The 23,857-nt window shown below is 69.9% G+C and carries 21 protein-coding genes; 10 read left to right on the forward strand and 11 right to left on the reverse strand.

The features are described 5' to 3' along the window. Window positions 1-30: 30 nt before the first annotated feature. From ASF45_RS20305 to ASF45_RS20325, 5 genes are all read right to left on the reverse strand, one after another. A complete protein-coding gene (locus tag ASF45_RS20305) occupies window positions 31-1,023 on the reverse strand; it encodes a tripartite tricarboxylate transporter substrate binding protein (protein WP_056666827.1) in 993 nt (330 codons plus the stop codon). After that, on the reverse strand, window positions 1,020-1,925 hold the full coding sequence (locus ASF45_RS20310; protein WP_056666830.1) for an amidohydrolase family protein: 906 nt from the start codon (window positions 1,923-1,925) through the stop codon (window positions 1,020-1,022). The genes ASF45_RS20305 and ASF45_RS20310 overlap by 4 nt, the downstream gene beginning before the upstream one ends. Window positions 1,926-1,953: 28 nt before the next feature. Further along, on the reverse strand, window positions 1,954-2,961 hold the full coding sequence (locus tag ASF45_RS20315) for a tripartite tricarboxylate transporter substrate binding protein (RefSeq protein WP_056666833.1): 1,008 nt from the start codon (window positions 2,959-2,961) through the stop codon (window positions 1,954-1,956). Window positions 2,962-3,095: 134 nt separating this feature from the next. Next, window positions 3,096-3,998, reverse strand: coding sequence for a LysR family transcriptional regulator (locus ASF45_RS20320; RefSeq protein WP_056666837.1), 903 nt, complete (start codon window positions 3,996-3,998; stop codon window positions 3,096-3,098). Window positions 3,999-4,023: 25 nt separating this feature from the next. Next, window positions 4,024-5,610, reverse strand: a complete 1,587-nt coding sequence (locus ASF45_RS20325; RefSeq protein WP_056666838.1) for a phospholipase D family protein — start codon at window positions 5,608-5,610, stop codon at window positions 4,024-4,026. Window positions 5,611-5,771: 161 nt separating this feature from the next. Here ASF45_RS20325 and ASF45_RS20330 point away from each other — a divergent pair, with 161 nt between their 5' ends. Continuing rightward, a complete protein-coding gene (locus tag ASF45_RS20330; RefSeq protein ID WP_056666841.1) occupies window positions 5,772-6,311 on the forward strand; it encodes a peroxiredoxin in 540 nt (179 codons plus the stop codon). An 18-nt stretch (window positions 6,312-6,329) separates the two neighbouring features. Here ASF45_RS20330 and ASF45_RS20335 read toward each other — a convergent pair whose 3' ends face one another. Together ASF45_RS20335 and ASF45_RS20340 are read right to left on the reverse strand one after the other, a co-directional pair. Then, window positions 6,330-7,781, reverse strand: a complete 1,452-nt coding sequence (locus tag ASF45_RS20335) for a HAMP domain-containing sensor histidine kinase (protein ID WP_056666845.1) — start codon at window positions 7,779-7,781, stop codon at window positions 6,330-6,332. Further along, window positions 7,778-8,521, reverse strand: a complete 744-nt coding sequence (locus ASF45_RS20340) for a response regulator transcription factor (protein ID WP_056666847.1) — start codon at window positions 8,519-8,521, stop codon at window positions 7,778-7,780. Before ASF45_RS20340 ends, ASF45_RS20335 begins: the two co-directional genes overlap by 4 nt. Before the next feature lie 99 nt (window positions 8,522-8,620). Between ASF45_RS20340 and ASF45_RS20345 the strand changes: the two genes are divergently transcribed. The 5 genes from ASF45_RS20345 (at window position 8,621) to msrB (ending at window position 11,694) form a co-directional block, all read left to right on the forward strand. After that, window positions 8,621-9,250 (forward strand): cytochrome b/b6 domain-containing protein, encoded by a 630-nt coding sequence (locus ASF45_RS20345; RefSeq protein WP_056666850.1) that lies wholly within the window; start codon window positions 8,621-8,623, stop codon window positions 9,248-9,250. Next, entirely contained in the window at window positions 9,247-10,038 is a 792-nt protein-coding gene (locus ASF45_RS20350) for a molybdopterin-dependent oxidoreductase (RefSeq protein ID WP_056666853.1), read from the forward strand. Before ASF45_RS20345 ends, ASF45_RS20350 begins: the two co-directional genes overlap by 4 nt. Window positions 10,039-10,125: 87 nt before the next feature. Continuing rightward, window positions 10,126-10,362: a pentapeptide MXKDX repeat protein gene (locus ASF45_RS20355; protein ID WP_056666856.1), complete on the forward strand. Its 237-nt coding sequence runs from the start codon at window positions 10,126-10,128 to the stop codon at window positions 10,360-10,362. A gap of 76 nt (window positions 10,363-10,438) precedes the next feature. Further along, window positions 10,439-11,176: a peptide-methionine (S)-S-oxide reductase MsrA gene (gene msrA, locus ASF45_RS20360; RefSeq protein WP_056667063.1), complete on the forward strand. Its 738-nt coding sequence runs from the start codon at window positions 10,439-10,441 to the stop codon at window positions 11,174-11,176. Window positions 11,177-11,190: 14 nt separating this feature from the next. Then, window positions 11,191-11,694, forward strand: a complete 504-nt coding sequence (msrB, locus tag ASF45_RS20365; protein WP_056666859.1) for a peptide-methionine (R)-S-oxide reductase MsrB — start codon at window positions 11,191-11,193, stop codon at window positions 11,692-11,694. A 302-nt stretch (window positions 11,695-11,996) separates the two neighbouring features. Here msrB and ASF45_RS20370 read toward each other — a convergent pair whose 3' ends face one another. Both ASF45_RS20370 and hrpA read right to left on the reverse strand, forming a co-directional pair. After that, a complete protein-coding gene (locus ASF45_RS20370) occupies window positions 11,997-13,109 on the reverse strand; it encodes an SLC13 family permease (protein ID WP_056666863.1) in 1,113 nt (370 codons plus the stop codon). A gap of 18 nt (window positions 13,110-13,127) precedes the next feature. Next, on the reverse strand, window positions 13,128-16,985 hold the full coding sequence (gene hrpA, locus ASF45_RS20375; RefSeq protein ID WP_056666866.1) for an ATP-dependent RNA helicase HrpA: 3,858 nt from the start codon (window positions 16,983-16,985) through the stop codon (window positions 13,128-13,130). A 101-nt stretch (window positions 16,986-17,086) separates the two neighbouring features. Here hrpA and argA point away from each other — a divergent pair, with 101 nt between their 5' ends. Further along, window positions 17,087-18,436, forward strand: coding sequence for an amino-acid N-acetyltransferase (gene argA / locus ASF45_RS20380; protein ID WP_056666868.1), 1,350 nt, complete (start codon window positions 17,087-17,089; stop codon window positions 18,434-18,436). Here argA and ASF45_RS20385 read toward each other — a convergent pair whose 3' ends face one another. Further along, window positions 18,437-20,074 (reverse strand): HD family phosphohydrolase, encoded by a 1,638-nt coding sequence (locus ASF45_RS20385; protein ID WP_200932183.1) that lies wholly within the window; start codon window positions 20,072-20,074, stop codon window positions 18,437-18,439. Window positions 20,075-20,350: 276 nt separating this feature from the next. Here ASF45_RS20385 and aat point away from each other — a divergent pair, with 276 nt between their 5' ends. Genes aat through ASF45_RS20400 form a run of 3 tightly spaced genes read left to right on the forward strand, consistent with a single transcriptional unit; the run spans window position 20,351 to window position 22,646 of the window. Beyond that, on the forward strand, window positions 20,351-21,115 hold the full coding sequence (gene aat / locus ASF45_RS20390) for a leucyl/phenylalanyl-tRNA--protein transferase (RefSeq protein WP_056666872.1): 765 nt from the start codon (window positions 20,351-20,353) through the stop codon (window positions 21,113-21,115). Next, on the forward strand, window positions 21,112-21,858 hold the full coding sequence (locus ASF45_RS20395) for an arginyltransferase (RefSeq protein ID WP_056666874.1): 747 nt from the start codon (window positions 21,112-21,114) through the stop codon (window positions 21,856-21,858). Before aat ends, ASF45_RS20395 begins: the two co-directional genes overlap by 4 nt. Next, window positions 21,855-22,646: an IclR family transcriptional regulator gene (locus ASF45_RS20400; protein ID WP_056666877.1), complete on the forward strand. Its 792-nt coding sequence runs from the start codon at window positions 21,855-21,857 to the stop codon at window positions 22,644-22,646. The genes ASF45_RS20395 and ASF45_RS20400 overlap by 4 nt, the downstream gene beginning before the upstream one ends. A 28-nt stretch (window positions 22,647-22,674) precedes the next feature. Here ASF45_RS20400 and ASF45_RS20405 read toward each other — a convergent pair whose 3' ends face one another. Then, window positions 22,675-23,763, reverse strand: coding sequence for a serine hydrolase (locus ASF45_RS20405; RefSeq protein ID WP_082551152.1), 1,089 nt, complete (start codon window positions 23,761-23,763; stop codon window positions 22,675-22,677). Between the last annotated feature and the right edge of the window lie 94 nt (window positions 23,764-23,857).

Here is a 23,857-nt window from a genome sequence, read left to right on the forward strand (position 1 = left end):
TTCGGTCGGGTGGATGGAGCGGTGAGGAAATCATTCGGCCTTGATGCCGGCCTGCTGGATGACCTTGCCCCAGGTGGCGAGGTCGGCCTTCTGCGTGTCGGCCAGTTGCTGCGGCGTGCTGCCCACCAGCGTCACGCCGAGCTTGTCGGCCATGGCCAGGACTTCGGGGTCCTTCAGGATGCGCACGATCTCGCCGTGCAGGCGCTGCACCACGGCGGCCGGCGTGCCGGCCGGCGCGTAGACCGCCTGCCACTGCTCGACGACGAAGTCCTTGAACCCGGCCTGGCCCATGGTGGGCACCTCGGGCAAGGCCTTCTGCCGCGCGGCCGAGGTGACGGCCAGCGCCTTGAGCTTGCCGCCCTGCACATGCGGCAAGGCCGCAGCCACCGGCGCGAACATGCAGTCGGCATGGCCGGCCAGCACGTCCTGCACGGCCGGCGTGTCGCCCTTGTAGGGCACGTGCGTCATCTGCACGCCGGCCTGCAGGCGCAGCAGCTCGCCCTGCATCTGCAGGATGGTGCCGTTGCCGCCCGAGGCGAAGGACAGCTGGCCCGGCCTGGCCTTGGCCTGGGCCAGCAGCTCGGCCACGCTGTTCCAGGGCCGGCTGGCCGCCGTCACCAGCAGGTGGGGGATGGTGCCGACCAGGGTGACGGGCGCGAAGGCCTTGGCCGCGTCGTAGGGCATGCGCGGCATCAGGTGCGGCACGATGGCCTGCGGCCCGATCGAGGTGCCCAGCAGCGTGAGACCGTCTGCCGGGGCCCGCGCCACGAAGGCCGAGCCGATGGTGCCGGTGGCGCCGGCCTTGTTGTCCACGATCACCGTGGCGCCCAGCGCCGGCCCCAGCCGCACGGCGATGGCGCGGCCCAGGATGTCGGTGCTGCCGCCGGCCGGATAGGGCACGACCCAGGTGATGGTCTTGCCGGCGGGCCAGTCGCCCTGGGCCAGGGCCGGCCAGGCGGCGGCCAGCAGCGGCGTGGCGAGGGCGCCGAGCAGGCGGCGGCGGATGCGGGTTGTCTCGTTCATGGGGTTCCTTGTGCAGAGCTGCCGAAGCCATACAGCTCGGCGGGGTTGTCGACCAGCACGCGGCGCAGCAGCGCGGGGTCGTCGGTCCATTGCGCCAGCAACTCGATCTGCTGCGCGTCGTCGGGCATGGGCTGGTGGCCGGCCGAGGCCGAGGCGTGGGGCCAGTCGCTGCCCCAGACCATGCGTTCGGGCGCGGCACGCAGGTAGCCGCGCGCCAGTGCGGCGACACCGGCGTCCTCGGCCCGGCCCGTGGGGCTCACGATGTAGCCGCCGGACAGCTTGAGCCAGGTCGTGCCCTGCGCCAGCAGGCGCAGCACCAGCGCATGCGCGGGGTGCTGGCCGGCCAGCTTTGGGGCGATGCGGCCGAAGTGGTCCAGCACCAGCGGCACGGGCAGACGCAGCAGGCGTTCGCCCAATGCGGCCAGCAGGTCGGGCGGCGCCAGCAGCTGCAGGTGCCAGCCCAGCGGCGCGATGCGCGCGGCCAGGGCCTCGGTCTGCGCGGCGTCGTGCGTGACGCCCAGCGACAGGTTCAGCCGCGCGCCGCGCACGCCGGCCGCGTGCAGGGCCTGCAGCGAGGACGCGTCGGCGTGCGCATCGACCACCGCCACGCCGCGGGCCTGTTCGCCGAACGCGGCCAGCGCCTGCAGCAGCGGCCGGTTGTCGGTGCCGTAGGTCGATGGCGTGACGAACACCACGCGCCCGGTGCCGGTGCGGCGCTGCAGCGCGCGGTAGTCGGCCACGCTGGCGTCGGGCGGCGTCAGCCGCGCGCCGGGCACGGCCGCAAAGCGGCTGTCGTAGACGTGCACATGGCAGTCGCAGGCTTGCGGCGGCACGGGCACGCGGGCACGGCCCAGCCCCGCCGAGAACGGTGCGACCACCGTCTCTTCGTGTTGGTTCGGCATCTCGCGCTCTGGCGGATGGGTGCCGGGCTCAGTCGACCTTGGCGCCGGATTCCTGCACGACCTTGCCCCAGCGCACCATCTCGCTGCGGACCAGGGCGGCGAACTGCTCCGGCGTGCCGGAACGCACGTCGGCGCCCTGCGCTGCCAGCTTGGCCTTGACCTCGGGATCCTGCAGCGCCTGGTTGAAGGCGGTGTTGAGCTTGGCGATCACGTCCTTGGGCAGGCCGTCGGGGCCGGCCACGCCGAACCAGGTGACGGCCTCGAAGCCCTTGTAGCCCGACTCGGCCACGGTGGGCACGTTCGGCAGGTCGTCGGTGCGCTGGGCGGAAGTGACCGCCAGCGCGCGCATCTTGCCGTTCTTGATGTAGCCGATCAGCGTGGGCACGGACGAGACGTACATCTGGATCTGGCCGCCGATCAGGTCGGTCGAACCCTGGGCCGCGCCCTTGTAGGGCACGTGCGTGAACTTCACGCCCGCGGCCTTTTGCAGCTGCTCGGCGGCCAGGTGGGCCACGGTGCCGTTGCCCGAGCTGGCGTAGTTCAGCGCATCGGGCTTGGCCTTGGCGGCGGCGACCACGTCGGCCAGCGTCTTGTAGGGCGAGTCGGCGGCCACCACCACGACCAGCGGGGCCTGGGCCACGAGGCCGATGGCGTCCAGGTCCTTCTCGGGCTTGTAGGGCAGCTTGGGGTACAGCGTGGGGTTGATGGCCAGGTTGCTGGTCTGGCCCAGCACCAGCGTGTAGCCGTCGGCGGGCGCCTTGGCGGCGGCGTCCACACCCAGGTTGCCGCCCGAGCCGGGCTTGTTGTCGATGATGATGGACCAGCCGCTGCTGGTCGCCACCTTGTTGGCCACCTCCCGCGCGATCAGGTCGGTGCCGCCACCGGCCGGGAACGGCACGATGAGGCGGATCGGGCGCGCGGGCCAGGCGGCCTGGGCCGCGGCTGGGTTGCTGGCGAGGCTGCTGCCGAGGGCAGTGACCGCCGAGGCGATCAGGACGAGGCGGCGCTTGGCACCGGGGCGGCGGATGGCGGGCATGGGCTTGTCTCCAATGGCCGAACTGCCGTGGCGCAACCGCTGCGGTCGGCGTTCGATGGCGGCAAGTATTGGCCCGCGACTCCTATCGGTCCAATCGAATCTTTCTTGAAACCGATCAATGCGGCTTTGGGTATTCAGGCCAGGCTGTCGCCCCCTGCATGGCGCGCGAGCAAGGCGATGAGCCGCTGCGTGGCAGGCGAGACATAGCCGCTGTCGCGCCAGGTCGCCACCAGCCGTCGGCGCATGGTCAAGGCCGGCAGTTCGACCTCGCGCAGCCCGGCGCCCGAGCGGCCCGCCTGCAGGTGCAGGCGCGAGATGAAGCTCAGGAGCCCGGTCTCGCCGATCAGCGTGGGCAGCATCAGCAGCATGGTGGACTCCACCTGCACCACGGGGCGCGGCAGGTTGTGGCGGTCGAAGGTCTGGTCCAGCCAGTCGCGCGTGGGAGCGCCTGGCGTCTGCAGCACCCAGCGCCATTGCGCGAGGTCCTTGAGCATGGGCCGGGCCTTGTCGAACACCGGATGGCCAGCGTGCGCGGCCACCACGATGGTGTCCTCGGCCAGCAGCTGCGAGGCGAAGCCCGATTCCCTGGCCCCCTCCGTGCCCACCATGAGGTCGATGTCACCCGCGCGCAGCAGCGGCGTGAGCGCATCGACCAGCGCCACCTGGGTGCGCAGCGTCACCTCGGGTGCCTCGGCGATCAGGTCGCGCGCCACGGGCGGCAGCAGGAACTGCGCGGCCGTGGGCACGATGCCCAGCTTGACATGGCCGACCAGGCCGCGGCCGATGTCGCCGATCTCGCGCCGCGCGCTCTCCACGTCCAGCCGCGTGCGCTGGGCCCAGCGCCTGAGCGCGTGGCCGGCGGCCGTGAGCCTGATGCCGCGGCCGGTCTTCTCGAACAGCGCGGCGCCGCAGGCCTCTTCCAGCCGGCGCACGCAGCTGCTCAAGGCGGGCTGGGTGCGGTGCAGGCGCTCGGCCGCGCGGCCCATGTGCTCGAGCTCGGCCATGACTTCGAAATACTGGAGGTCGCGCAGGTCCACAGGGGCTCCGGGGCAGGCAGGGTGGCTACAGCAGCTGTTCCGGCACGAAAGGCGCCAGCAACCAGGTCTTCAGGCGCATCGAGAAGCTGGAATCGGGCTCGGTCGTGAGCACCATCTCGCCCTCCAGATCGTCGTCCACCGTCAGCCACTCGCAGCAGCTGCCATTGGCCGCCAGGCGCACGCGGTAGGCGCTTTGCAGCTTGTCGATGTCGATCACGCGCAGCAGCTCGCGCGCCAGCTGCGGGCTCTGCACGATCACGCCCATCTCGGTGTTGATGCGGGCCGAGCGCGGGTCCAGGTTCATGGAGCCGATGAACAGGGTCTTGCGGTCGATCACCACGAGCTTGGCATGCAGCCGCGCCTGCGAGCTGCCGAACAGCATGGACTGGCGCTTGTTCTTCATCACGCGGCTGGAGCTCAGCTCGTACAGGTCGATGCCCAGGCGCAGCATCTCGGGCCGGTACTGGCTGTAGCCGATGTGCACCGCGGGCTCGTCGGTGGAGGCCAGCGAATTCGTCAGGATCTGCAGCTTGAGCTTGCGCGCCGCCATCTCGCGCAGCCAGACCATGCCCGGCTTGCCCGGCACCAGGTAGGGCGAGGACACGATCACCTCGTCCTGCGCCATGCGCATGGCGTCCAGCACGTTGTAGGTCACGCTGTTCATGAGCAGCATGCCCTTGGCCTCCATGACCTTGTTGGGCGTGTCGGCCAGCGCGATGGCCGTGCCCCAGATCAGGCCGACCTGGCCGGCGTCCAGGTCTTCGCGGATCGGGCCGTAGCCCAGCACGTCGTTGGGCGGCAGCGCGGCAGGCAGCTGCGTCATCGCGGCATTGGTGGCGATCTCGAACATGCTGCGCTGCGCCTCGGGCGAATGCGGGCTGGCGGCCACCATCTGCAGCGGGTAGACCGGCTCGCTGTTCCAGTAGCCGTCGAAGATCTTGGACAGGTCGGCCACGACCGCGCCGACCACGAAGGCGTCCAGGTCGATGAAGTTGTCCAGCGCGCCGCGCAGGTAGTACTCGTTGGCCACGTTGCGCCCGCCGATGACGGCCATCGCGCCGTCGGCCACCATGAGCTTGTTGTGCATGCGGTGGTTGACGCGGTTCCAGTCGAACGAAAGCACGAAGCGCGTGAGCTGCCCGGCCCCGCGCAGGCAGCAGAACGGGTTGAACAGCCGCAGCTCCACATTGGGATGGCTGGCCAGCGCGAGCAGCAGGTCGTCCTCGCCCGAGGTGTACCAGTCGTCCAGCAGCAGCCGCACGCGCACGCCGCGCGCGGCGGCGTCGCGCAGCGCGCGCATGAGCAGGCGGCCGGTCTCGTCGTTGCGGATGTGGTAGTACTGCACGTCCAGCGTCTTCTGCGCGCGCTCGGCCAGCGTCAGCCGCGCATCCAGCGAGTAGCTGCCCAGCGGCAGCAGCCGGAAACCCGACAGCTCGGGCGAGGGAATCGAGCGCAGCGCGATGCGGCCCAGCGCGGTGTCGGCGCTGGCGTCGATGGCCTGGCTGACCGGCGCGTCGTCGGGCCGCTTCACGGGCAGCGCGGTGCAGCCGGCGAGCCAGGCGGCGCACAGCCAGAGCAGGACGAGGCGCCAGGACGGAGAGCTTGCATTCATGGGAGCACGGACCTGTTGCGGGGCAAGCCAGGCGCAGCCGCACGCCCACGTGGCGTGCGGGGCCTGGCCCGGCGCCGTATCATGCCGCGGCCTGGGCGCCGCGGGCTCGCCGAGCCCACCGCCTGTCGCGCCCACGCCGCACTTGCCGAAGGAAACCGCCCATGCGCTCCGCCCTCTGCCTGGCCCTGGCCTGCTCCGCCTCCACGGCCTTCGCCGCGCTCGACCTGGGCGAGAAGGCGCCCGACTTCACCGCACAGGCCGCCCTGGCCGGCCAGGTGTTTCAGTACGCGCTGCACCAGGAGCTGGCCAAGGGGCCGGTGGTGCTGTATTTCTTTCCGATGGCGTTCTCCGAGGGCTGCTCCATCGAGGCGCACAACTTCGCCGAGGCCATCCCCGAGTTCAAGGCCCTGGGTGCCAGCGTGATCGGCGTCTCGCGCGACGAGATCGACGTCCAGAAGCGCTTCTCGGTCTCGGCCTGCCGCGGCAAGTTCGCGGTCGCGGCCGACCCGGACCAGTCCATCATGAAGTCCTACGACGCGGTGCTGACGCTCAGGCCCGAGTACGCCAACCGCGTCTCCTACCTGATCACGCCGGATGGCAAGGTCGCCTACCAGTACACCAGCCTCAATTCGGACAAGCATGTGGAGAAAGTGCTGGGCGCCCTGCGTCAGTGGACCGCCCAACGCCCGCCGGCGCGGTGAGCCGGGCGCGGCCACGCCCTACTCCAGCGCGAACCGGAACACCGCCCCGGCTCCGGCCCGCGGCTCCAGCCGGATGTCGCTGCCGTGCAGCAGCAGGATGCGCCGCACGATCATGAGGCCGAGCCCGCCGCCGCGCTCGCCACTGCTGGCGAAGGCCGGCCGCGTGAACAGCACGCTTTGCAACTCGCGCGGGATGCCGGGCCCGGTGTCGGCCACCTCCACCTGCACGCCGGCAACGCCGTGCAGTAGCCGCACCGCGATCTCGCCGCCCTGGGGCGTGTGGCGGATGGCGTTGTCCAGCAGGTTGGTCAGTACGCGTTCGATCATGCCCAGGTCGGCGTGCACCACCGGCAGGCCAGGCGCGATGTCGGCGACCAACCGCTGGCGGCGCGCCTCGGCCGCCAGTTCGAACTTCTGGAACACGTCCTGCACCAGGTCGGCCAGCGCGAAGCGCTCCTTCTCGGGCTGCACCACACCGTACTCCAGCCGCGCGAGCTCGAACAGCTCCTGCGCCAGCCGGCCGACCTTGCGGCTCTGGCCCAGCGCGATGTCCAGGTAGCGGCGGCGTTCCTCGTCGTCCAGCAGGTCGGCCTTCATGCGCAGCGTCTCCAGGTAGCCGTGCAGCGAGGTCAGCGGCGTGCGCAGGTCGTGCGAGATGTTGGCGAACAGCTCGCGGCGCTGCTGGTCCTGGGCCGACAGGGCCTTCCACTGCGCGTGCACGCGCTGCGCCATGCGCGCGAAGGCCTGGCCCAGCGCGCCGATCTCGTCGTGGCGGGCGGCCACCGCCTCCAGCGCCGGGGTGTGGCCCAGCGCGTCGGCCCCGCCATGCTCGGCCTCCTGCACGGCGGCGGTGAGCCGGCGCAGCGGCCGCGTGATGAAGTGGAACGCCACCAGCCCGGCCACGAGGCCCAGCAGCGCCACCAGCGCAATGGCCCACAGCGTGGTGCGCAGCGCCGAGCCGGCCGCCAGGTGGGCGCTGATGGCGTCGCGGTCCTCGCCCGACAGCACCACGTAGACATAGCCGGCCGCGCGCCCGTCCACCTGCAGCGGCGCGGCGCTGAAGACCTTGGCGGCACCCGGGCTGCGCGGGTCCTCGCCCAGCACCGGCAGCGCGGCGCCGTCCAGCAGGCGGCGCACGGGAGCCAGGTCGACGCGCTCGGCCTTCAGGTGGCCGGGCGGCGCGGCCTGGCCCACGATGCGGCCATCGGCGTCGAGCAGGTAGACCTCCACGCTGGGGTTCACGGCCATCAGCATGTCGAACAGCCGGCGCACGGCCGCGGCGTCCAGCCCGTCGGGCCGCATCAGCTCGGCATGGCCGGCGATGTGCGCGGCCAGGCCCAGCGACAGGCGCTGCGTGACCTCGCGCTCCTGCCGCTCGGTGCTGGCCATCTGCAGCCAGGCCGACACGCCCGAGCAGGCCAGCAGCAGCACGGCGAACACCAGCGACAGGCGGCGCGACAGCGTCCTCATGCGCCTGGCTCCGCGGCGGCCTCGGCATCGCCGGCCACCAGCCGGTAGCCCCGGCCCCAGACCGTGAGGATGCGGCGCGGCTGTGCCGGGTCGGCCTCGATCTTGGTGCGCAGCCGGTTGATGTGGGTGTTGACGGTGTGCTCGTAGCCGTCGTGCTGGTAGCCCCAGACCTTGTTGAGCAGCTCCAGCCGCGAGAACACGCGGCCCGGGTGGCGCGCGAAGAAGTGCAGCAGGTCGAACTCGCGCGGCGTCAGCTCGATGGGCTTGCCGTCCACCTGCACCTCGCGCGTGACCGGGTCCAGGCCCACGGCGCCGACCTCCAGCCGGCCGGATTCCACGCGCGCGCTGCGCGCCATGGCCTCGCTGCGCCGCAGCAGCGCACGCACGCGCGCCACCAGTTCCAGCACCGAGAAGGGCTTGGCGAGGTAGTCGTCGGCCCCCAGCTCCAGGCCCAGGATGCGGTGCACCTCGCTGGAGCGCGCGCTGGTGATGATGATGGGCGTGTAGCGGCCCACGCCGTGCTCGGCGCGCGCGGCGCGGCAGATCTCCAGCCCGTCCACGCCGGGCAGCATGAGGTCCAGCACCAGCGCGTCCCAGCGCCCGGCCTGCAGCGCGCGCAGGCCGGCGTGGCCGTCGGCCGCGTGCGTGACGGCATAGCCCTCGTCGGCCAGGTGCATGCGCATCAGCTCGGCGATGTGGGCATCGTCCTCGACGATCAGTACGCGCTTGGGGGTGTCCATGGGGCCTGGATTGTGGGCGCAAGCGGCGTGGCGAGTTGTCACGATTAATTGAAGAATCCGTGATGAAACGGCCAGCGGGTGGCGCCCACACTGCGCCCCATGCCGAAACACCTGCACCCCAACGACGGACCGGTCCACCCCGGCTGGCTGCGCGCCTGCCACTGGCTCAACGCGCTGGCCGTGCTGGTGCTGGTGGCCAGCGGCTGGCGCATCTACAACGCCGCGCCCTTCTTCCCGTTGGAGTTTCCCAAGGCGCTGACGCTGGGCGGCTGGCTGGGCGGCGCACTGCAATGGCACTTCGCGGCCATGTGGTTGCTGGCCGCCAACGGCCTGGTGTACCTGGGCCTGAACCTGGCCACCGGCCGCTTCGCACGCAAGTTCCTGCCGCTCACGCCGGCCGGCATCTGGCGTGACCTCAAGGCCGCGCTGCGCGGCGCGCTGGCCCATGCCGATCCCCGCCACTACAACAGCGTGCAGCGCGCGGCCTACCTGTTCGTGCTGCTGGACACCGTGCTGCTGGTGCTGTCGGGCCTGGTGCTCTGGAAGTCGGTGCAGTTCGGCCTGCTGCGCGAACTGCTGGGCGGCTACGAATTCGCCCGCCGCATCCACTTCGTCGCCATGGCGGCCCTGGTCGGCTTCGTCGCCGTGCACCTCGTGATGGTGGCGCTGGTGCCGCGCACGCTGCTGGCCATGCTGGGCAGCCGTTCCCCCGCCAAGGAGTCCGCATGAAGATCTTCCGCCGCCCCGCCCTGCCCGGCATCGACGCCGAAGCCGCCTTGGCCGAAGCCCGCCGCCTGATCGGCCGGCGCATCGAACAGCCGGCACGCCGTGCCTTCCTGCAGCGCACGCTGACGCTGGGCGGCTTGTCGATGCTGACCGGCTGCAGCATCAGCGACAACGCCGGCGTGGAGGCTGCGCTCGGCCGCATCTCGCAATTCAACGACAAACTACAGGGCTGGATCTTCGACCCGAACCAGTTGGCGCCGACATACCCGGAGTCGATGATCACGCGGCCCTTTCCGTTCAACGCCTACTACGGCGAAGACGAGATCCGGCTGGTGGACGAAGCCACCTGGCGGCTCGAAGTCACGGGCCTGGTGGCCGACAAGCGCCAGTGGACGCTGCCCGAGCTGCGTGCCATGCAGCAGACCGACCAGGTCACGCGGCACATCTGCGTGGAGGGCTGGAGCGCCATCGGCAAGTGGGGCGGCGTGCGCTTCTCCGACTTCCTGGCCCGCGTGGGCGCCGACACCAGCGCCAAGTACATCGGCTTCCAGTGCGCCGACGACTACTTCACCAGCATCGACATGCCGACCGCGCTGCACCCGCAGACGCTGCTGGCGCTGAGCTGGGACGGCGCGCCTCTGCCGCCGAAGTACGGCTTTCCGATGAAGCTGCGCATGCCCACCAAGCTGGGCTACAAGAACCCCAAACACATCCAGGCGATCTTCGTGACCAACGCGAATCCTGGCGGCTACTGGGAAGACCAGGGCTACAACTGGTTCGGAGGCAGCTGAGGGCTCGCCCTCGGTGCTTGCGAAACGTCAGGCCGCGTTCATGGCGAACCGGCGCAATCCAACCCAACGACCCCAAAGGACTCTGCAATGAACAAGCTCACCACCACCGTGCTCGCCGCCTTCCTGGCCATCGGTTCCGTCTCGGCCATGGCCGCCGACGAGATGAAGAAGGACGGCATGGCCAAGGACAGCATGGCCAAGGACGGCATGAAGAAGGATTCCATGGCCAAGGACGGCATGAAGAAGGACGGCATGGCCAAGGATGGCATGGCGAAAGACGGCATGGCCAAGGACGGCATGAAGAAGGATGCGATGAAGCCCTGAGGCTTGTGCCGCTGCCCCGGGCTGGCGCACCATGGTGCGCCGCCATTTCCAAGACCGACCCATCGACGAGGACCGCATGAAGACATCTGCCCCACCCCGGGCCCCCTCCCTGCCGCGCCGGGGCGCGCTCACGGCCATGGCGCTGCTGCTGGGCGGCGGCGTGCTGGCCTACAAGGCCCTGCCCGCACTGGCCGCCGAGAGCGCGGTCACCATCCCCCCGCCTGCGGACACCGGCGCAGCGCCCACCGCCAGCACCGAGACGGCTGTGCTGGCCGGCGGCTGCTTCTGGGGTGTGCAGGGCGTGTTCCAGCACGTCAAGGGCGTCACCAGCGCGGTCTCCGGCTACGCCGGTGGCGACGCGCGCACGGCCAACTACGGGGCCATCGGCTCGGGCCGCACCGGCCACGCCGAGGCCGTGCGCATCACCTACGACCCGCGGCAGATCGGCTTCGGCCAGCTCCTGCAGATCTACTTCTCGGTGGTGCACGACCCGACCCAGCTGAACCGCCAGGGCCCGGACTTCGGCACGCAGTACCGCTCCACCGTGTTCGCGCAGAACGCCGAGCAGGCCCGCATCGCCAAGGCCTACATCGCCCAGCTCGACGCGGCCCGCAGCTTCGGCGCGCCCATCGCCACCACCATCGAGACGGACAAGCCCTTCTACACGGCCGAGGCCTACCACCAGGACTACATGACGCTGCACCCCAACCAGCCCTACATCGCCCTGCACGACCTGCCCAAGCGCAGCAACCTGCAGCGCGTGTTTCCCGCGCTGTACCGCGACAAGCCGGTGCTGGTCGGCGCTGGCGCATGAACCGGAGATCCGCCATGCCCATCGTCCGCAGGCAACTGTTCCGCGCGCTGGGTGCCGGCGCGCTGCTGGCCGGCCCCGGCTGGGCCCTGCTGCCCACCGCGCGCGCCGCCAAGGCCTACGCCGTGAACCGCACCGACGCGCAATGGAAGGCCCAGCTCACGCCGCAGCAGTACCAGGTGCTGCGGCAGGCCGGTACCGAGCGGCCCTTCTCCAGCCCGCTCAACCACGAGAAGCGTGCCGGCACCTTCGCGTGCGCGGGCTGCCAGCAGCCGCTGTTCTCATCGAACACCAAGTTCGACAGCGGCACGGGCTGGCCCAGCTTCTGGCAGGCCCTGCCCGATGCGGTGGACAAGAAAAGCGACCGCAGCTGGGGCATGGTGCGCGACGAAACGTTGTGCGCGCGCTGTGGCGGCCACCTGGGCCATGTGTTCGACGACGGGCCCAAGCCGACCGGACTGCGCTACTGCATGAACGGACTGGCCTTGGCGTTCACCGTGGGTGCGGCGCCGGGGGCTTAGAAGGTCGGCCGGGCGGCGCGTCAACGTGATCGCGTCGTCGTCGCGGCGCGCAGGTGCCCGTGCGGCGCCGGCTCGGAGGGTGTGAATGAACCGATCGCGCCCACGACGGGGTGCGGCGGGCCGCAGGCGTAGGCGCAGGCGCAGGCCGCCGCCCTGGCTGGTGCCAGGGCAAAGCCTGCAACGCCCGGATGTGGCTTGCCATGCCCCGGCCCGAGGGGCGAGGCCGCTGGCGCTGCGATCACCACGGGCACGTACGCTCATCGGACGCCTCGCTTGGGCGAGAGAGGGGCGTTCACAGCTTCTCAGCCCAGGCGCAGCAGTGCAGCCGATGCCGCGCAGGCCAGCAGGAAGGGGATGCTGATGCGGTGGAAGGCCGCAAGCCCGTCCGGCAGCCGCGCTAGCCGCAGCGCGATCAGGTTGGCCAGCGAGCCCAGCACGCAGCCGAAGCCGCCCACGCTGACGCCGGCCGCCAGCGCCGGCAGGTCGCGCACGGTGCCGTCCAGCAGGATGGTGGCCGGCACGTTGCTGATGAGCTGCGAGGCCAGGATGGCCGCCAGATAGGCGCGCCAGCCTTCGGCGATCGGCCACTGCTGCAGCAGTGCGGCCACGGCCGGCAGTTCGGCCACCTGGCGCAGCACCACGAACATCAGCGCGATCGTGAGCAGCAGGGCCCAGTCGATGCCGCGCAGCACGCGCGGCGCGGCCAGCGCGAACACGCCGAACACCAGGCCCAGGCCGGCCAGCAGCCAGTGGCGGTCGAGCGCGACCACGAAGGCCACGAACAGCGCCGCTGCCACCGCCAGCAGGCGCGGCTGCAGGGCAGCGGCCTCGCCGACGGGCCTGAGCGCGATGGGCGTGCGCGGTACCAGGATCCAGACCGCCGCGAACAACCAGAACAGCATGACGCCCACCGTGGGCGCCATCATGCCCATGAAGCCGACAAAGCTCTCTCCGGACCGGTGCCAGAGATACAGGTTCTGCGGATTGCCGATGGGCGTGAGAGCGGAACCCGCGTTGACGGCCAGCGCCTGCAGTACCACCAACCGGGCCAGCGGCAGGTGGGCCTGCGTGGCCAGCACGCGCGTGAGCGGCACCAGCAGGAACAGGCTCACGTCGTTGGTAACTAGGGCCGAGAGCGAGGCCGCAGCGGCCGTCAGCAGCAGCGCCAGGCCACGCAGCGTGGACACGCGGGCCAGCAGGCGCTCGGCCGTGGCCTGCAGCATGCCGCTGCGCTCCACCGCCTGGGTAATGGCCAACAGGCCGGCCAGTGCACCGATGGTCTGCCAGTCCACGAGCTGCAGCGTGGCCAGCGGTGCGCGCGGCTGCCAGACGGCGAGCACGGCGGCCGCTGCGAGCAGCACCCAGAGCAAGCCGTTGCCGCCCGGGGCCGCCGGGGAATAGGAGGACTCCGTCATGCGAAGGCGCAGCGCCGGCTACTGGTTCAGCTGCGCCCAGGTCTTGTCCAGGCGCTTGGTGCTGACCGGCTGCGGCGTGCGCAGCTCCTGCGCGAAGAAGCTCACGCGCAACTCCTCCAGCAGCCAGCGCAGCTCCTGCATGCGGCTGTCGACCTGGCCCTTGCGTTCGGCGACGAGGCGCCAGTAGCGCTGTTCCTGGGGCTTGAGTTCGGCCAGGCGCGTGGCGTCGCGCGCCGGGTCGGCGCGCAGCTTGTCCAGCCGCAGCACCACGGCCTTGAGGTAGCGCGCGAAGTGCTGCAGCTGCGGCCAGGGCGTGACGGCCAGGAAGTCCTTGGGCACCAGGCGCTGCAGCTGCTGTTGCACGTCGGCGCCCACGTCGGCGTTGGGCCGCGCATCCTTGAGCTTGCGCTGCGCGGCGGCGTACTCGACGAGGATGGTGCCGGCCAGCCGCGCCACTTCATTGGCGATCAGGGTCAGCCGGCCGCGGCCCTCGTCGATGCGGCGCTTGAAGGCCAGGGCGTCGGTGGGCAGCGGATCGAGCAGGAAGGCCCGGTCCAACGCCACATCGATGATCTGCGTGCGCAGCATCTCCTGTGTGCCCAGCGGCATGTAGGCCACGGCCATCTTCTGCAGGTCGGGGATGTTCTTTTCCAGGTACTTGAGCGCGTCGCGGATCTGCAGCGCGAACAGCCGGCGCAGGCCGGCGCGGTGCTTGGCCGCGGCGACATCGGGTTCGTCGAAGACCTCGATGCGCACCGCGTCGCCATCGTCGATGAGCGCCGGGAAGCCGATCACGCTCTGGCCGCCCTTGCGGATCTCCAGCAGCTCGGGCAGTTCGCCGAAGTCCCATTGCGTGTGGCGCTGGTTGGCGGGCAGCGTGGGTGCCGGCGGTGCGGCAGGCGCGGCCTTCTGGGCCGGCGCCGCCTTGGCGACGGTCGGTGCCGGCGCGGGCGCGGCCGTGGTCTTCAGTGCCGCGAGCGCCTGGAAGGCGCCGCGCGCCTGGGTGCCGAGTTCGGCCTTGAGCGCACCCAGGTTGCGGCCCATGCCGCGCTGGCGGCCGTGCTCGTCCACCACCTGCAGGTTCATGAACAAATGCGGGCTCAGCATGTCGAGCTTGAAGTCGGCCTTCTTGACGTCGATGCCGGTCTGGTCGCGCACGGCCTTGAGCAGCACGTCGACCAGGCCGCCCTGGCCGAACGGCAGTTCGGCCGCGAGCCGCGCGGCCGACTCGGGCAGCGGCACGAAGCGCGAGCGCGGGCGCTGCGGCAGGCTCTTGAGCAGGGCCTGGATCTTGTCCTTGAGCATGCCGGGCACCAGCCACTCGCAACGCTCCTCGGCCACCTGGTTCAGCACGAACAGCGGCACGGTCACGGTCACGCCGTCGCGCGTGTTGCCGGGTTCGTGCAGGTAGCTGGCCGCGCAGTCCACGCCGCCCAGGCGCACGGTGCGCGGGAAGGTCTCGGTGGTGATGCCGGCGGCCTCGTGGCGCATGAGCTCTTCGCGCGTGAGCTGCAGCAGCTTGGGGTTGGTGCGGGAGGCGTCGCGCCACCAGGCTTCGAACAATCGGCCGCTGTGCACCTCGGCCGGCAGCTGGGCGTCGTAGAAGGCGTAGATCAGCTCTTCGTCGACCAGCACGTCCTGCCGGCGCGACTTGTGCTCCAGCGCCTCGACCTGGGCGATGGTGCGCGCATTGGCGGCCGCGAACGGCAGCTGGGTCTCCCACTCGCCGGCCACCAGGCCCTGGCGGATGAAGATCTCGCGCGCGCCAGCCGCGTCCACGCGGCTGTAGGGCATGCGGCGGTTGTTGTAGACCACCAGGCCATACAGCGTGGCGCGCTCCAGCGCCACGACCTCGGCGGCCTTCTTCTCCCAGTGCGGGTCGAGCAGCTGCTTCTTGAGCAGGTGGGCGCCGACCTCCTCCAGCCACTGCGGCTCGATGTTGGCGATGCCGCGGCCGAACAGGCGCGTGGTCTCCACGAGTTCGGCCACCGCGATCCAGCGGCCCGGCTTCTTCTTGAGGTGGGCGCCCGGGTGGCGGTGGAACTTGATGCCGCGCGCGCCCAGGTAGAGGTCTTCGTCCTCGGGCTTGAAGCCGATGTTGCCGAGCAGGCCGGCGAGCATGGCCTTGTGCAGTTGCTCGTAGCTGGCAGGCTGGTCGTTGAGCTTCCAGCGGTGCTCGGTCACCACCGTCAGCAGCTGGCTGTGGATGTCGCGCCACTCGCGCACGCGGCGGATGTTGATGAAGTTCTGGCGCAGCAGTTGCTCGTACTGGCGGTTGCTGAGCTTGTGGGTTTCGCCGTGGCCACCACGGCTGTCGTGGATCCACTGCCACAGGCGCAGGTACCCGCTGAACTCGCTCTTCTCGTCGTCGAACTTGGCGTGCTGCTGGTCGGCCTGGGCCTGCGCGTCCATGGGCCGGTCGCGCACGTCCTGCACCGACAGCGCCGAGGCGATGATGAGCACCTCGGACAGGGCCTGGCGTTCGCGGCCGGCCAGGATGATGCGGCCCACGCGCGGGTCCAGCGGCAAGCGGGCCAGTTCGGCGCCGACAGCGGTCAGCACGTTGTTGTCGTCCACCGCGCCGAGCTCGTTGAGCAGTTGGTAGCCGTCGGTGATCGCGCGCCTGGACGGCGCCTCGACGAAGGGGAAATCCTCCACCTCGCCCAGGTGCAGCGACTTCATGCGCAGGATCACGCCGGCCAGCGAGCTGCGCAGGATCTCGGGGTCGGTGAAGCGCGGGCGGCCGTTGAAATCGTCCTCGCCGTACAGCCGGATGCAGATGCCGTCGGCCACGCGGCCGCAGCGGCCGGCGCGCTGGTTGGCTGCCGCCTGGCTGATCGGCTCGACCAGCAGCTGCTCGACCTTGCTGCGCAGGCTGTAGCGCTTGACGCGCGCGGTGCCCGCGTCGATCACGTAGCGGATGCCGGGCACGGTGAGCGAGGTCTCGGCCACGTTGGTGGCCAGCACGATGCGCCTTTTGCCGCGCAGCACGAAGATCTCGTCCTGCTCGGCCTGCGACAGGCGCGCGAACAGCGGCAGCACCTGGGCGTCGCGCAGCACGGGCTGGTGCTGCAGGTGGCCGCGCAAATGGTCGGCGGCCTCGCGGATCTCGCGCTCGCCGGGCAGGAAGACCAGGATGTCGCCACCCTGGCGCGGGTCGCGCCAGAGTTCGTCCACACCGTCGGCGATGGCCTCGTTCAGGCCGTAGTCGCGCGACTCCTCGTACGGGCGCCAGCGCTGCTCCACCGGGAACATACGGCCGGACACGTAGAGAACCGGCGCCGGGCCCTTGTCGCTCTTGAAGTGCTGGGCGAAGCGGTCGGCATCGATCGTGGCCGAGGTCACGATCACCTTGAGGTCGGGCCGGCGCGGCAGGATCTGGCGCAGATAGCCCAACAGGAAGTCGATGTTGAGGCTGCGCTCGTGCGCCTCGTCGATGATCAGCGTGTCATACGCCTTCAGCAGCGGATCGGTCTGCGTCTCGGCCAGCAGGATGCCGTCCGTCATGAGCTTGACCGAGGCGTTGCGCGAGAGCCGGTCCTGGAAGCGCACCTTGAAGCCCACGACCTCGCCCAGCGGGGACTTCAGTTCCTCGGCGATGCGCTTGGCCACCGAACTGGCGGCGATGCGGCGCGGCTGGGTGTGGCCGATCAGCCGGCCCTGGCCAGGCGGCGCGTTGCACTTGCCGCGGCCCAGGGCCAGCGCGATCTTGGGCAGCTGCGTGGTCTTGCCCGAGCCGGTTTCGCCGCAGACGATGACGACCTGGTGGGCCGCGATGGCGGCCATGATCTCCTCGCGCCGGCCGGAGACGGGCAGCGATTCGGGAAAGCTCAGCGTGAAGGCTGGCGCCGGGGGCGCCGCGGGGGCTTCGGGCATATGGACAGGGGCGCGCGTCCCGGTCGGGGACTTCGTAGAGAATCCGGGATTATCCCAGTGCAGCTCCTGCACTGCCCGCCCCACGCGCAGACCCGCCGCCCATGTCCGCTGTCTTCAATTTCACCTTCGTCCCGTGGTTCCGTTCGGTTGCGCCGTACATCCACACGCACCGTGGCAAGACCTTCGTGGTCGGCATGGCCGGCGAGGCCATCGCGGCCGGCAAGCTGCAGTCGATCGCGCAGGATCTGGCGCTGATCCAGGCCATGGGTGTGCGCATCGTCCTCGTGCACGGCTTTCGGCCGCAGGTCAACGAGCAGCTGCGCGCCAAGGGGCACGAGGCCCGCTACTCGCACGGCATCCGCATCACCGACGAGGTGGCGCTGGATTGCGCGCAGGAGGCCGCCGGCCAGCTGCGCTACGAGATCGAAGCGGCCTTCAGCCAGGGCCTGCCCAACACGCCAATGGCCGGCGCCACGGTGCGCGTGATCTCGGGCAACTTCATCACGGCGCGGCCGGTGGGCATCGTGGATGGCGTGGATTTCCAGCACTCGGGCTCGATCCGCAAGGTCGACGTGGCCGGCCTGCTGCGCACGCTGGACATGGGCGCGCTGGTGCTGCTGTCGCCGTTCGGCTTCTCGCCCACGGGCGAGGCCTTCAACCTGACCATGGAAGAGGTGGCAACCAGCGTGGCCGCCGCGCTGCAGGCCGACAAGCTGATCTTCCTGACCGAGGTGCCGGGCATCCGCATGCAGCCCGGCGAGCCGGCGTCCGACGACAACCCGATCGACACCGAGCTGCCGCTGGCCGTGGCCGAGCAGCTGCTGGCCCAGCTGCCCACACCGCAGCAGCCGACCGACACCGGCTTTTACTTGCAGCACTGCGTGAAGGCCTGCAAGGCCGGCGTGGAGCGCAGCCACATCCTGCCGTTCGCGCTGGATGGCGCGCTGCTGCTGGAGATCTACGTGCACGATGGCATCGGCACCATGGTCATCGACGAGAAGCTGGAAAGCGTGCGCGAGGCCTCCAGCGACGACGTGGGCGGCATCCTGCAGCTGATCGAGCCCTTCGAGAAGGACGGCACGCTGGTCAAGCGCAGCCGCACCGAGATCGAGCGCGACGCCCACCTGTATACCGTGATCGAGCACGATGGCGTGATCTTCGCGTGCGCGGCGCTTTACCCCTACCCCGAGGCCAAGACGGCCGAGATGGCGGCGCTCACGGTGTCGCCGCAGAGCCAGGGCCAGGGCGATGGCGAGAAGGTCTTGAAGCGCATCGAGCACCGCGCGCGCCAGGCGGGCCTCACCAGCATCTTCGTGCTGACCACGCGCACCATGCACTGGTTCATCAAGCGCGGCTTCCAGCCGGTGGACCCGGACTGGCTGCCCGAGGCGCGCAAGCGCAAGTACAACTGGGACCGGCGCAGCCAGGTGCTGGTCAAGAAGCTCAGCTGATCACCCGGCCGCCGGCTCCGGCGCGGTGGCGGGCACGACGTCCATCTGGTCGGCGTCCAGGAAGCGCTCGGCGTAGCGCCGGTACACGGCTTGGTGCATGAACACGTCGAACAGGTCCGGATCGATGTGGCCGTTCTTCTTGAAGCGCACCATGATCTCCAGCGCCTTGGACACCTTCATGCCCGCCTTGTACGGGCGGTCCGCCGCGGTCAGCGCCTCGAAGATGTCGGCGATGCCCAGCATGCGCGCCTGCAGCGACATCTCGTGGCGCATCAGGCCCTTGGGGTAGCCGCGCCCGTCCATGCGCTCGTGGTGGCCGCCGGCGAACTCCGGTACGTTGCGCAGGTGCTTGGGCCAGGGCACCTGCTCCAGCATGCGGTTGGTCGCGACGATGTGGTAGTTGATGATGTCGCGCTCCTTGGCGGTCAACGTGCCGCGCCGGATCGACAGGTTCTCCATCTCGTCGTCGGTGAAGAAGGGCGCGTCCTGCCCCTGGGGGCTGGACCAGCGGCGCCGCTCGGACAGCGACTGCAGCCGCGCCAGCGTGCCTTCGTGGAAGTACTCGGTGCCGCGGTTGAGCTTGCGGATGAACTCGCGCTCCTCGTCCAGGGTGGCCTGCTCCGTCGTGCAGGCGGCGGCGACCTGGGCTTCGGCGACCGGGTCGACGCAGGGCCGCAGCGCCAGCTGGCGCTTGAGGGCCGCGATCTCCAGGTCGCGCCGCACCACCTCGAAACGCGTGTCGACCAGCACGATGCGGTCGAACAGGGTCTGCAGCTTGGTCGCCTTGTCGACGACATGCACGGGCGTGGAGATCTTGCCGCAGTCGTGCAGCAGGCCGGCGATCTTGAGCTCGTAGCGGTCGCGCTCGCTCATCTTGAAGCTGGCCAGCGGACCATCTTCGGTGGCGTCCACCGCGTCGGCCAGCATCATGGTCAGCTCGGGCACACGGTTGCAGTGCCCGCCCGTGTACGGCGACTTGTCGTCGATCGCCATGTTGATCAGGTGGATGAAGGACTCGAACAACTCCTCCAGCTGGATGATCAGTTGCCGGTTCGACAGCGCGATGGCCGCCTGCGAGGCCAGCGACTCCACCAGCCGCTGGTCGGCCTCGGAGAAGGTGACCACGCGGTCCAGGTCCGGCTCCTGCGCATTGATCAGCTGCAGCACGCCGATGACCTCGCCGTCGTGGTTCTTCATCGGCACCGTCAGGAAGGACTGCGAGCGGTAGCCGGTGCGCTGGTCGAAGGCGCGCGTGCCCGAGAAGTCGAAGCCTTCCTCGGCATAGGCATCGGCGATGTTGACCGTGCGGTCATGGATGGCGGCATAGGTGGCCACCATGCTGTCGTTGAAGCTGCCGTCGGCGTTGACCAGCTGCAGCAGCGGGAATTCGATCGGACGCCCGGTGGTGCCGCCCAGGAAGATGTCCAGCGAGTTCGTGCGCATGATCTCAAAGCGCAGGGCGCTGCCGTCTTCCGTCATGCGGTACAGGGTGCCGCCATCGGCATGCGTGATGTTCTTGGCCGCGATCAGGATGCCTTCGAGCAGGGCATCCGTGTCGCGCTCCTTGGACAAGGCGGCGCCGATTGCATTGAGCTGGTCCAGCCGGGCCAGCAGATCTCCCACGAGGTCCATCGCCATTGGTCTTTGTCCTTGTCCTGCGCCACACACTCCATGTCTGCGACCAGCCAGCCGGAAAATGAAGCGTGCACCGCATGTACTGCGCACAGGTTGCGTGGCGCGATGTGCCATTATTTGTGCAGAACCAAGCCACAACGCAGTCGTGACCGCACGTTGGCGCGACTACCTCAACACAAGTGAGCATCAATCTGTGCATCATCGACCGCGGGCAGGCCCTGTGCGGCTGATCGGAGCGCCATTCGTCCAGCCCGGACTTCCGCCGGGCGCAGCCCTGCCATGAAGCCGCGCCGCCCTGCTCTGCCCTGGCTCGCCCCTGGCGAAGCCCTGCCGCCCGTGTCCCTGGCCTGGGGACCGGAGGATCCTGCGCCCGGCCTGCTGGCCGCTGGCGGCAGCCTGGACGTGGACAGCCTGCGCGCCGCCTACGGCCATGGCGTCTACCCCTGGTTCAGCGAAGGCCAGCCCATCCTGTGGTGGAGCCCGGACCCGCGCATGGTGCTGCAGGCCGGCGCGTTCCGGCTGCACCGCTCGCTGCGCAAGACGCTGCAGCGCTTCATGGCCACGCCCGGCTGCGAAGTGCGCTTCGACAGCGCCTTCGGCGACGTGGTGCGCGCCTGTGCCGCCAGCCCGCGCGAAGGCCAGTCCGGAACCTGGATCGTGCCCGAGATGGTGCGCGCCTACGAAGACCTGCACGCCGCCGGCAGTGCGCACAGCGTGGAGACCTGGGTCGACGGCGAGCTGCTGGGCGGCCTGTACTGCGTCGGCCTGGGGCGCGCGGTGTTCGGCGAATCCATGTTCGCGCGCGCGACCGATGCCTCCAAGATCGCGCTGGCGGCGCTCGTGGCCTGGTGCCGGGTACACGGCGTGGTGCAGATCGACTGCCAACAGAACACCCGCCACCTGGCCTCGCTGGGCGCGGCCGAAATGCCGCGGGCGGACTTCGTGTCGCGGCTGCGCCAGGACGCCCAGGCGGCCGATCCGCCCTGGCGTTTCGACCCCGTATACTGGTCCGCACTGTTCACTCCAGTGTCCCGTACGGCGTGACCCACCTGAACGATCTCCCCCTGCAGACGCTGCAGTTCTATGCGACCGCGCCCTATCCGTGCAGCTATCTGGCGGACCGGCAGGCCAGGTCGCAGGTGGCGACGCCAGGGCACCTGATCCAGAGCGATACCTACTCGGAGCTGGTGCAGAAGGGTTTTCGGCGCAGCGGGATGTTCACTTACCGACCGCATTGCGACGGCTGCCAGGCCTGCCTGCCGCTGCGCGTGCTGGTCGACCGCTTCCAACCCGACCGCAGCCAGCGCCGCGCGCTGGCGCGGCACACTGCGCTGCAGGTGCGCGTGCTCAAGCTGTGCTTCGTGCCCGAGCACTACCAGCTCTACCTGCGCTACCAGAACGGCCGCCACGCGGGGGGCGGCATGGACCACGACAGCATCGACCAGTACACCCAGTTCCTGCTGCAAAGCCGCGTCAACTCGCGGCTGGTCGAATTCCATGAACCCGGGGTGGATGGCGAGCCGCCCCGCCTCAAGATGGTGTCCATCCTGGACATCCTCAACGACGGCCTGTCGGCCGTCTACACCTTCTACGAGCCCGAAGCCCATGCCAGCTATGGCACCTACAGCGTGCTATGGCAGATCGAGCAGGCCCGCAGCCTGGGCCTTCCCCATGTCTACCTGGGCTACTGGATCGGCCAAAGCGACAAGATGAACTACAAAGCCCGCTTCCAACCCCACCAGTTGCTGATCGATGGCCATTGGCAGGGCGGCCCTGCCCAGCCATGAAGAAGACCGAACAGCAAGCTGGCGGCACCCCCACGGTCCAGGTCATCGAGCGCATGTTCGCGCTGATCGACGTGCTGGCCTCGCGCGAAGAGGCCATGTCGCTCAAGGAGATCAGCGAGAAGACCGGCCTGCACCCCTCGACCACGCACCGCATCCTGAACGACCTGGCCACGGGCCGCTTCGTCGACCGGCCGGAACCGGGCACCTACCGGCTGGGCATGCGCCTGCTGGAGCTGGGCAACATCGTCAAGGGCCGGCTGAGCGTGCGCGACGCGGCACTGGCACCCATGCGCGAGCTGCACCGGCTGATCCAGCAGCCCGTGAACCTGAGCCTGCGCCAGGGCGACGAGATCGTCTACATCGAGCGGGCGCTGTCCGAGCGCTCGGGCATGCAGGTGGTGCGCGCCATCGGCGGGCGCGCCCCGCTGCACCTGACCTCGGTCGGCAAGCTGTTCCTGGCAGCCGACGATGCGCAGCGCGTGCGCGCCTATGCCACGCGCACGGGCCTGGCCGGCCACACGCGCAACAGCCTCACGCAACTGCCGCTGCTCGAGCGCGAACTGGCCAAGGCCCGCATGACAGGCGTGGCACGCGACAACGAGGAACTGGAACTGGGTGTGCGCTGCATGGCCGCCGGCATCTACGACGACCAGGCCCGGCTTGTGGCCGGCCTGTCGATCTCCTCGCCGGCGGACCGCCTGGACGAATCCTGGCTGCCCAAGCTGCAGCACACGGCCAACGAGATCTCTGCCGCGCTGGGCTACCGCCCCGGCAACAACGACGCCTGATCCACGCGGGCGCCGGGCGCGCGACCGGTCAGCGGTGCGTGGAGATCGGCACCAGCGCTGCGGCGGCGCTGTGGCCGCCGGCGGTGATGGCTGCAGCGGTCGTCGACTCGACCCACTTGCGCACGCGCTCGGCATCGCCCAGGCGGCTCAGCTTGCCGGCCGAATCCAGGAACACCATGATCACCTTGCGGCCGGCGATGCTGGCCTGCATGACCAGGCATTGGCCGGCTTCGTTGATGAAGCCGGTCTTTTGCAGGCCGATGTCCCAGTCCGGATTCTTGATGAGCCGGTTGGTGGTGTTGAACTGCAGCGTGCGGCGGCCGACATCGACGGCGTAGCTCGGCGAGGTCGACAGTTCGCGGATCAGCGGCTCGCGGTAGGCGGCGCCCACCAACAGGGCGAGGTCGTGCGCGCTGGACTGGTTGTTGGGCGACAGGCCCGTCGGCTCGACGTAGCGCGTGTCCTTCATGCCCAGCTGCATGGCCTTGGCGTTCATGCGGCTCACAAACGTCGCCATGCCGCCCGGGAAGGTGCGGCCCAACGCGTGGGCGGCGCGGTTTTCGCTGGACATCAGCGCCAGGTGCAGCAGCTCGCCGCGGCTCAGGCTGGCGCCGACGACCAGTCGGGAACGGCTCCACTTCTCGGTGTCTACATCATCCTGGGTGATCGTGATCGCCTCGTCCATGGGCAGCTGCGCCTCGTTGACGATCACGCCCGTCATGAGCTTGGTCAGCGAGGCGATGGGCAGCACGGCGTTCTCGTTCTTGCGCAGCAGGACTTCGTCGGTTTCCTGGTCGATGACCAGGGCCACGCTGGACTTCAGGTCCAGAGGATCGTCGGCGGCGTGCAGGCCAGCCAACTGGCCGAACGAGGGCTTGAGGGGAATGATGGCGGCACGCGGCGTCTCGATGCGCTGGCGGCCCTGGACGCTCACCTTGACCCGGCGCTTGGGCGTGACAGCGGCGGTCTTGCGCTCGGCGGCCTGGCGCTTCTCGGCCACCACCTTTTTCTTGCGCGGCGCGGCGTCGGCCTGGGGCAAAGCCAGCGTGAACAGGCAGGAAAACACGACGAGCGCTTGCGCGAACCGCTGCAAGCCGGAAAAACGAGAAGAAGTCATGCGCCCACCTACTGAAACCGCCGAGGATGCGGGAGTGTATCCACTCCAAAAAGCTCACACAACATCAAAGACTTGCGCGGTCAAGTTAATGTGA

Origin of the sequence: Pseudorhodoferax sp. Leaf265, assembly GCF_001422365.1 — a bacterium.
Classification (GTDB): domain Bacteria; phylum Pseudomonadota; class Gammaproteobacteria; order Burkholderiales; family Burkholderiaceae_C; genus Pseudorhodoferax.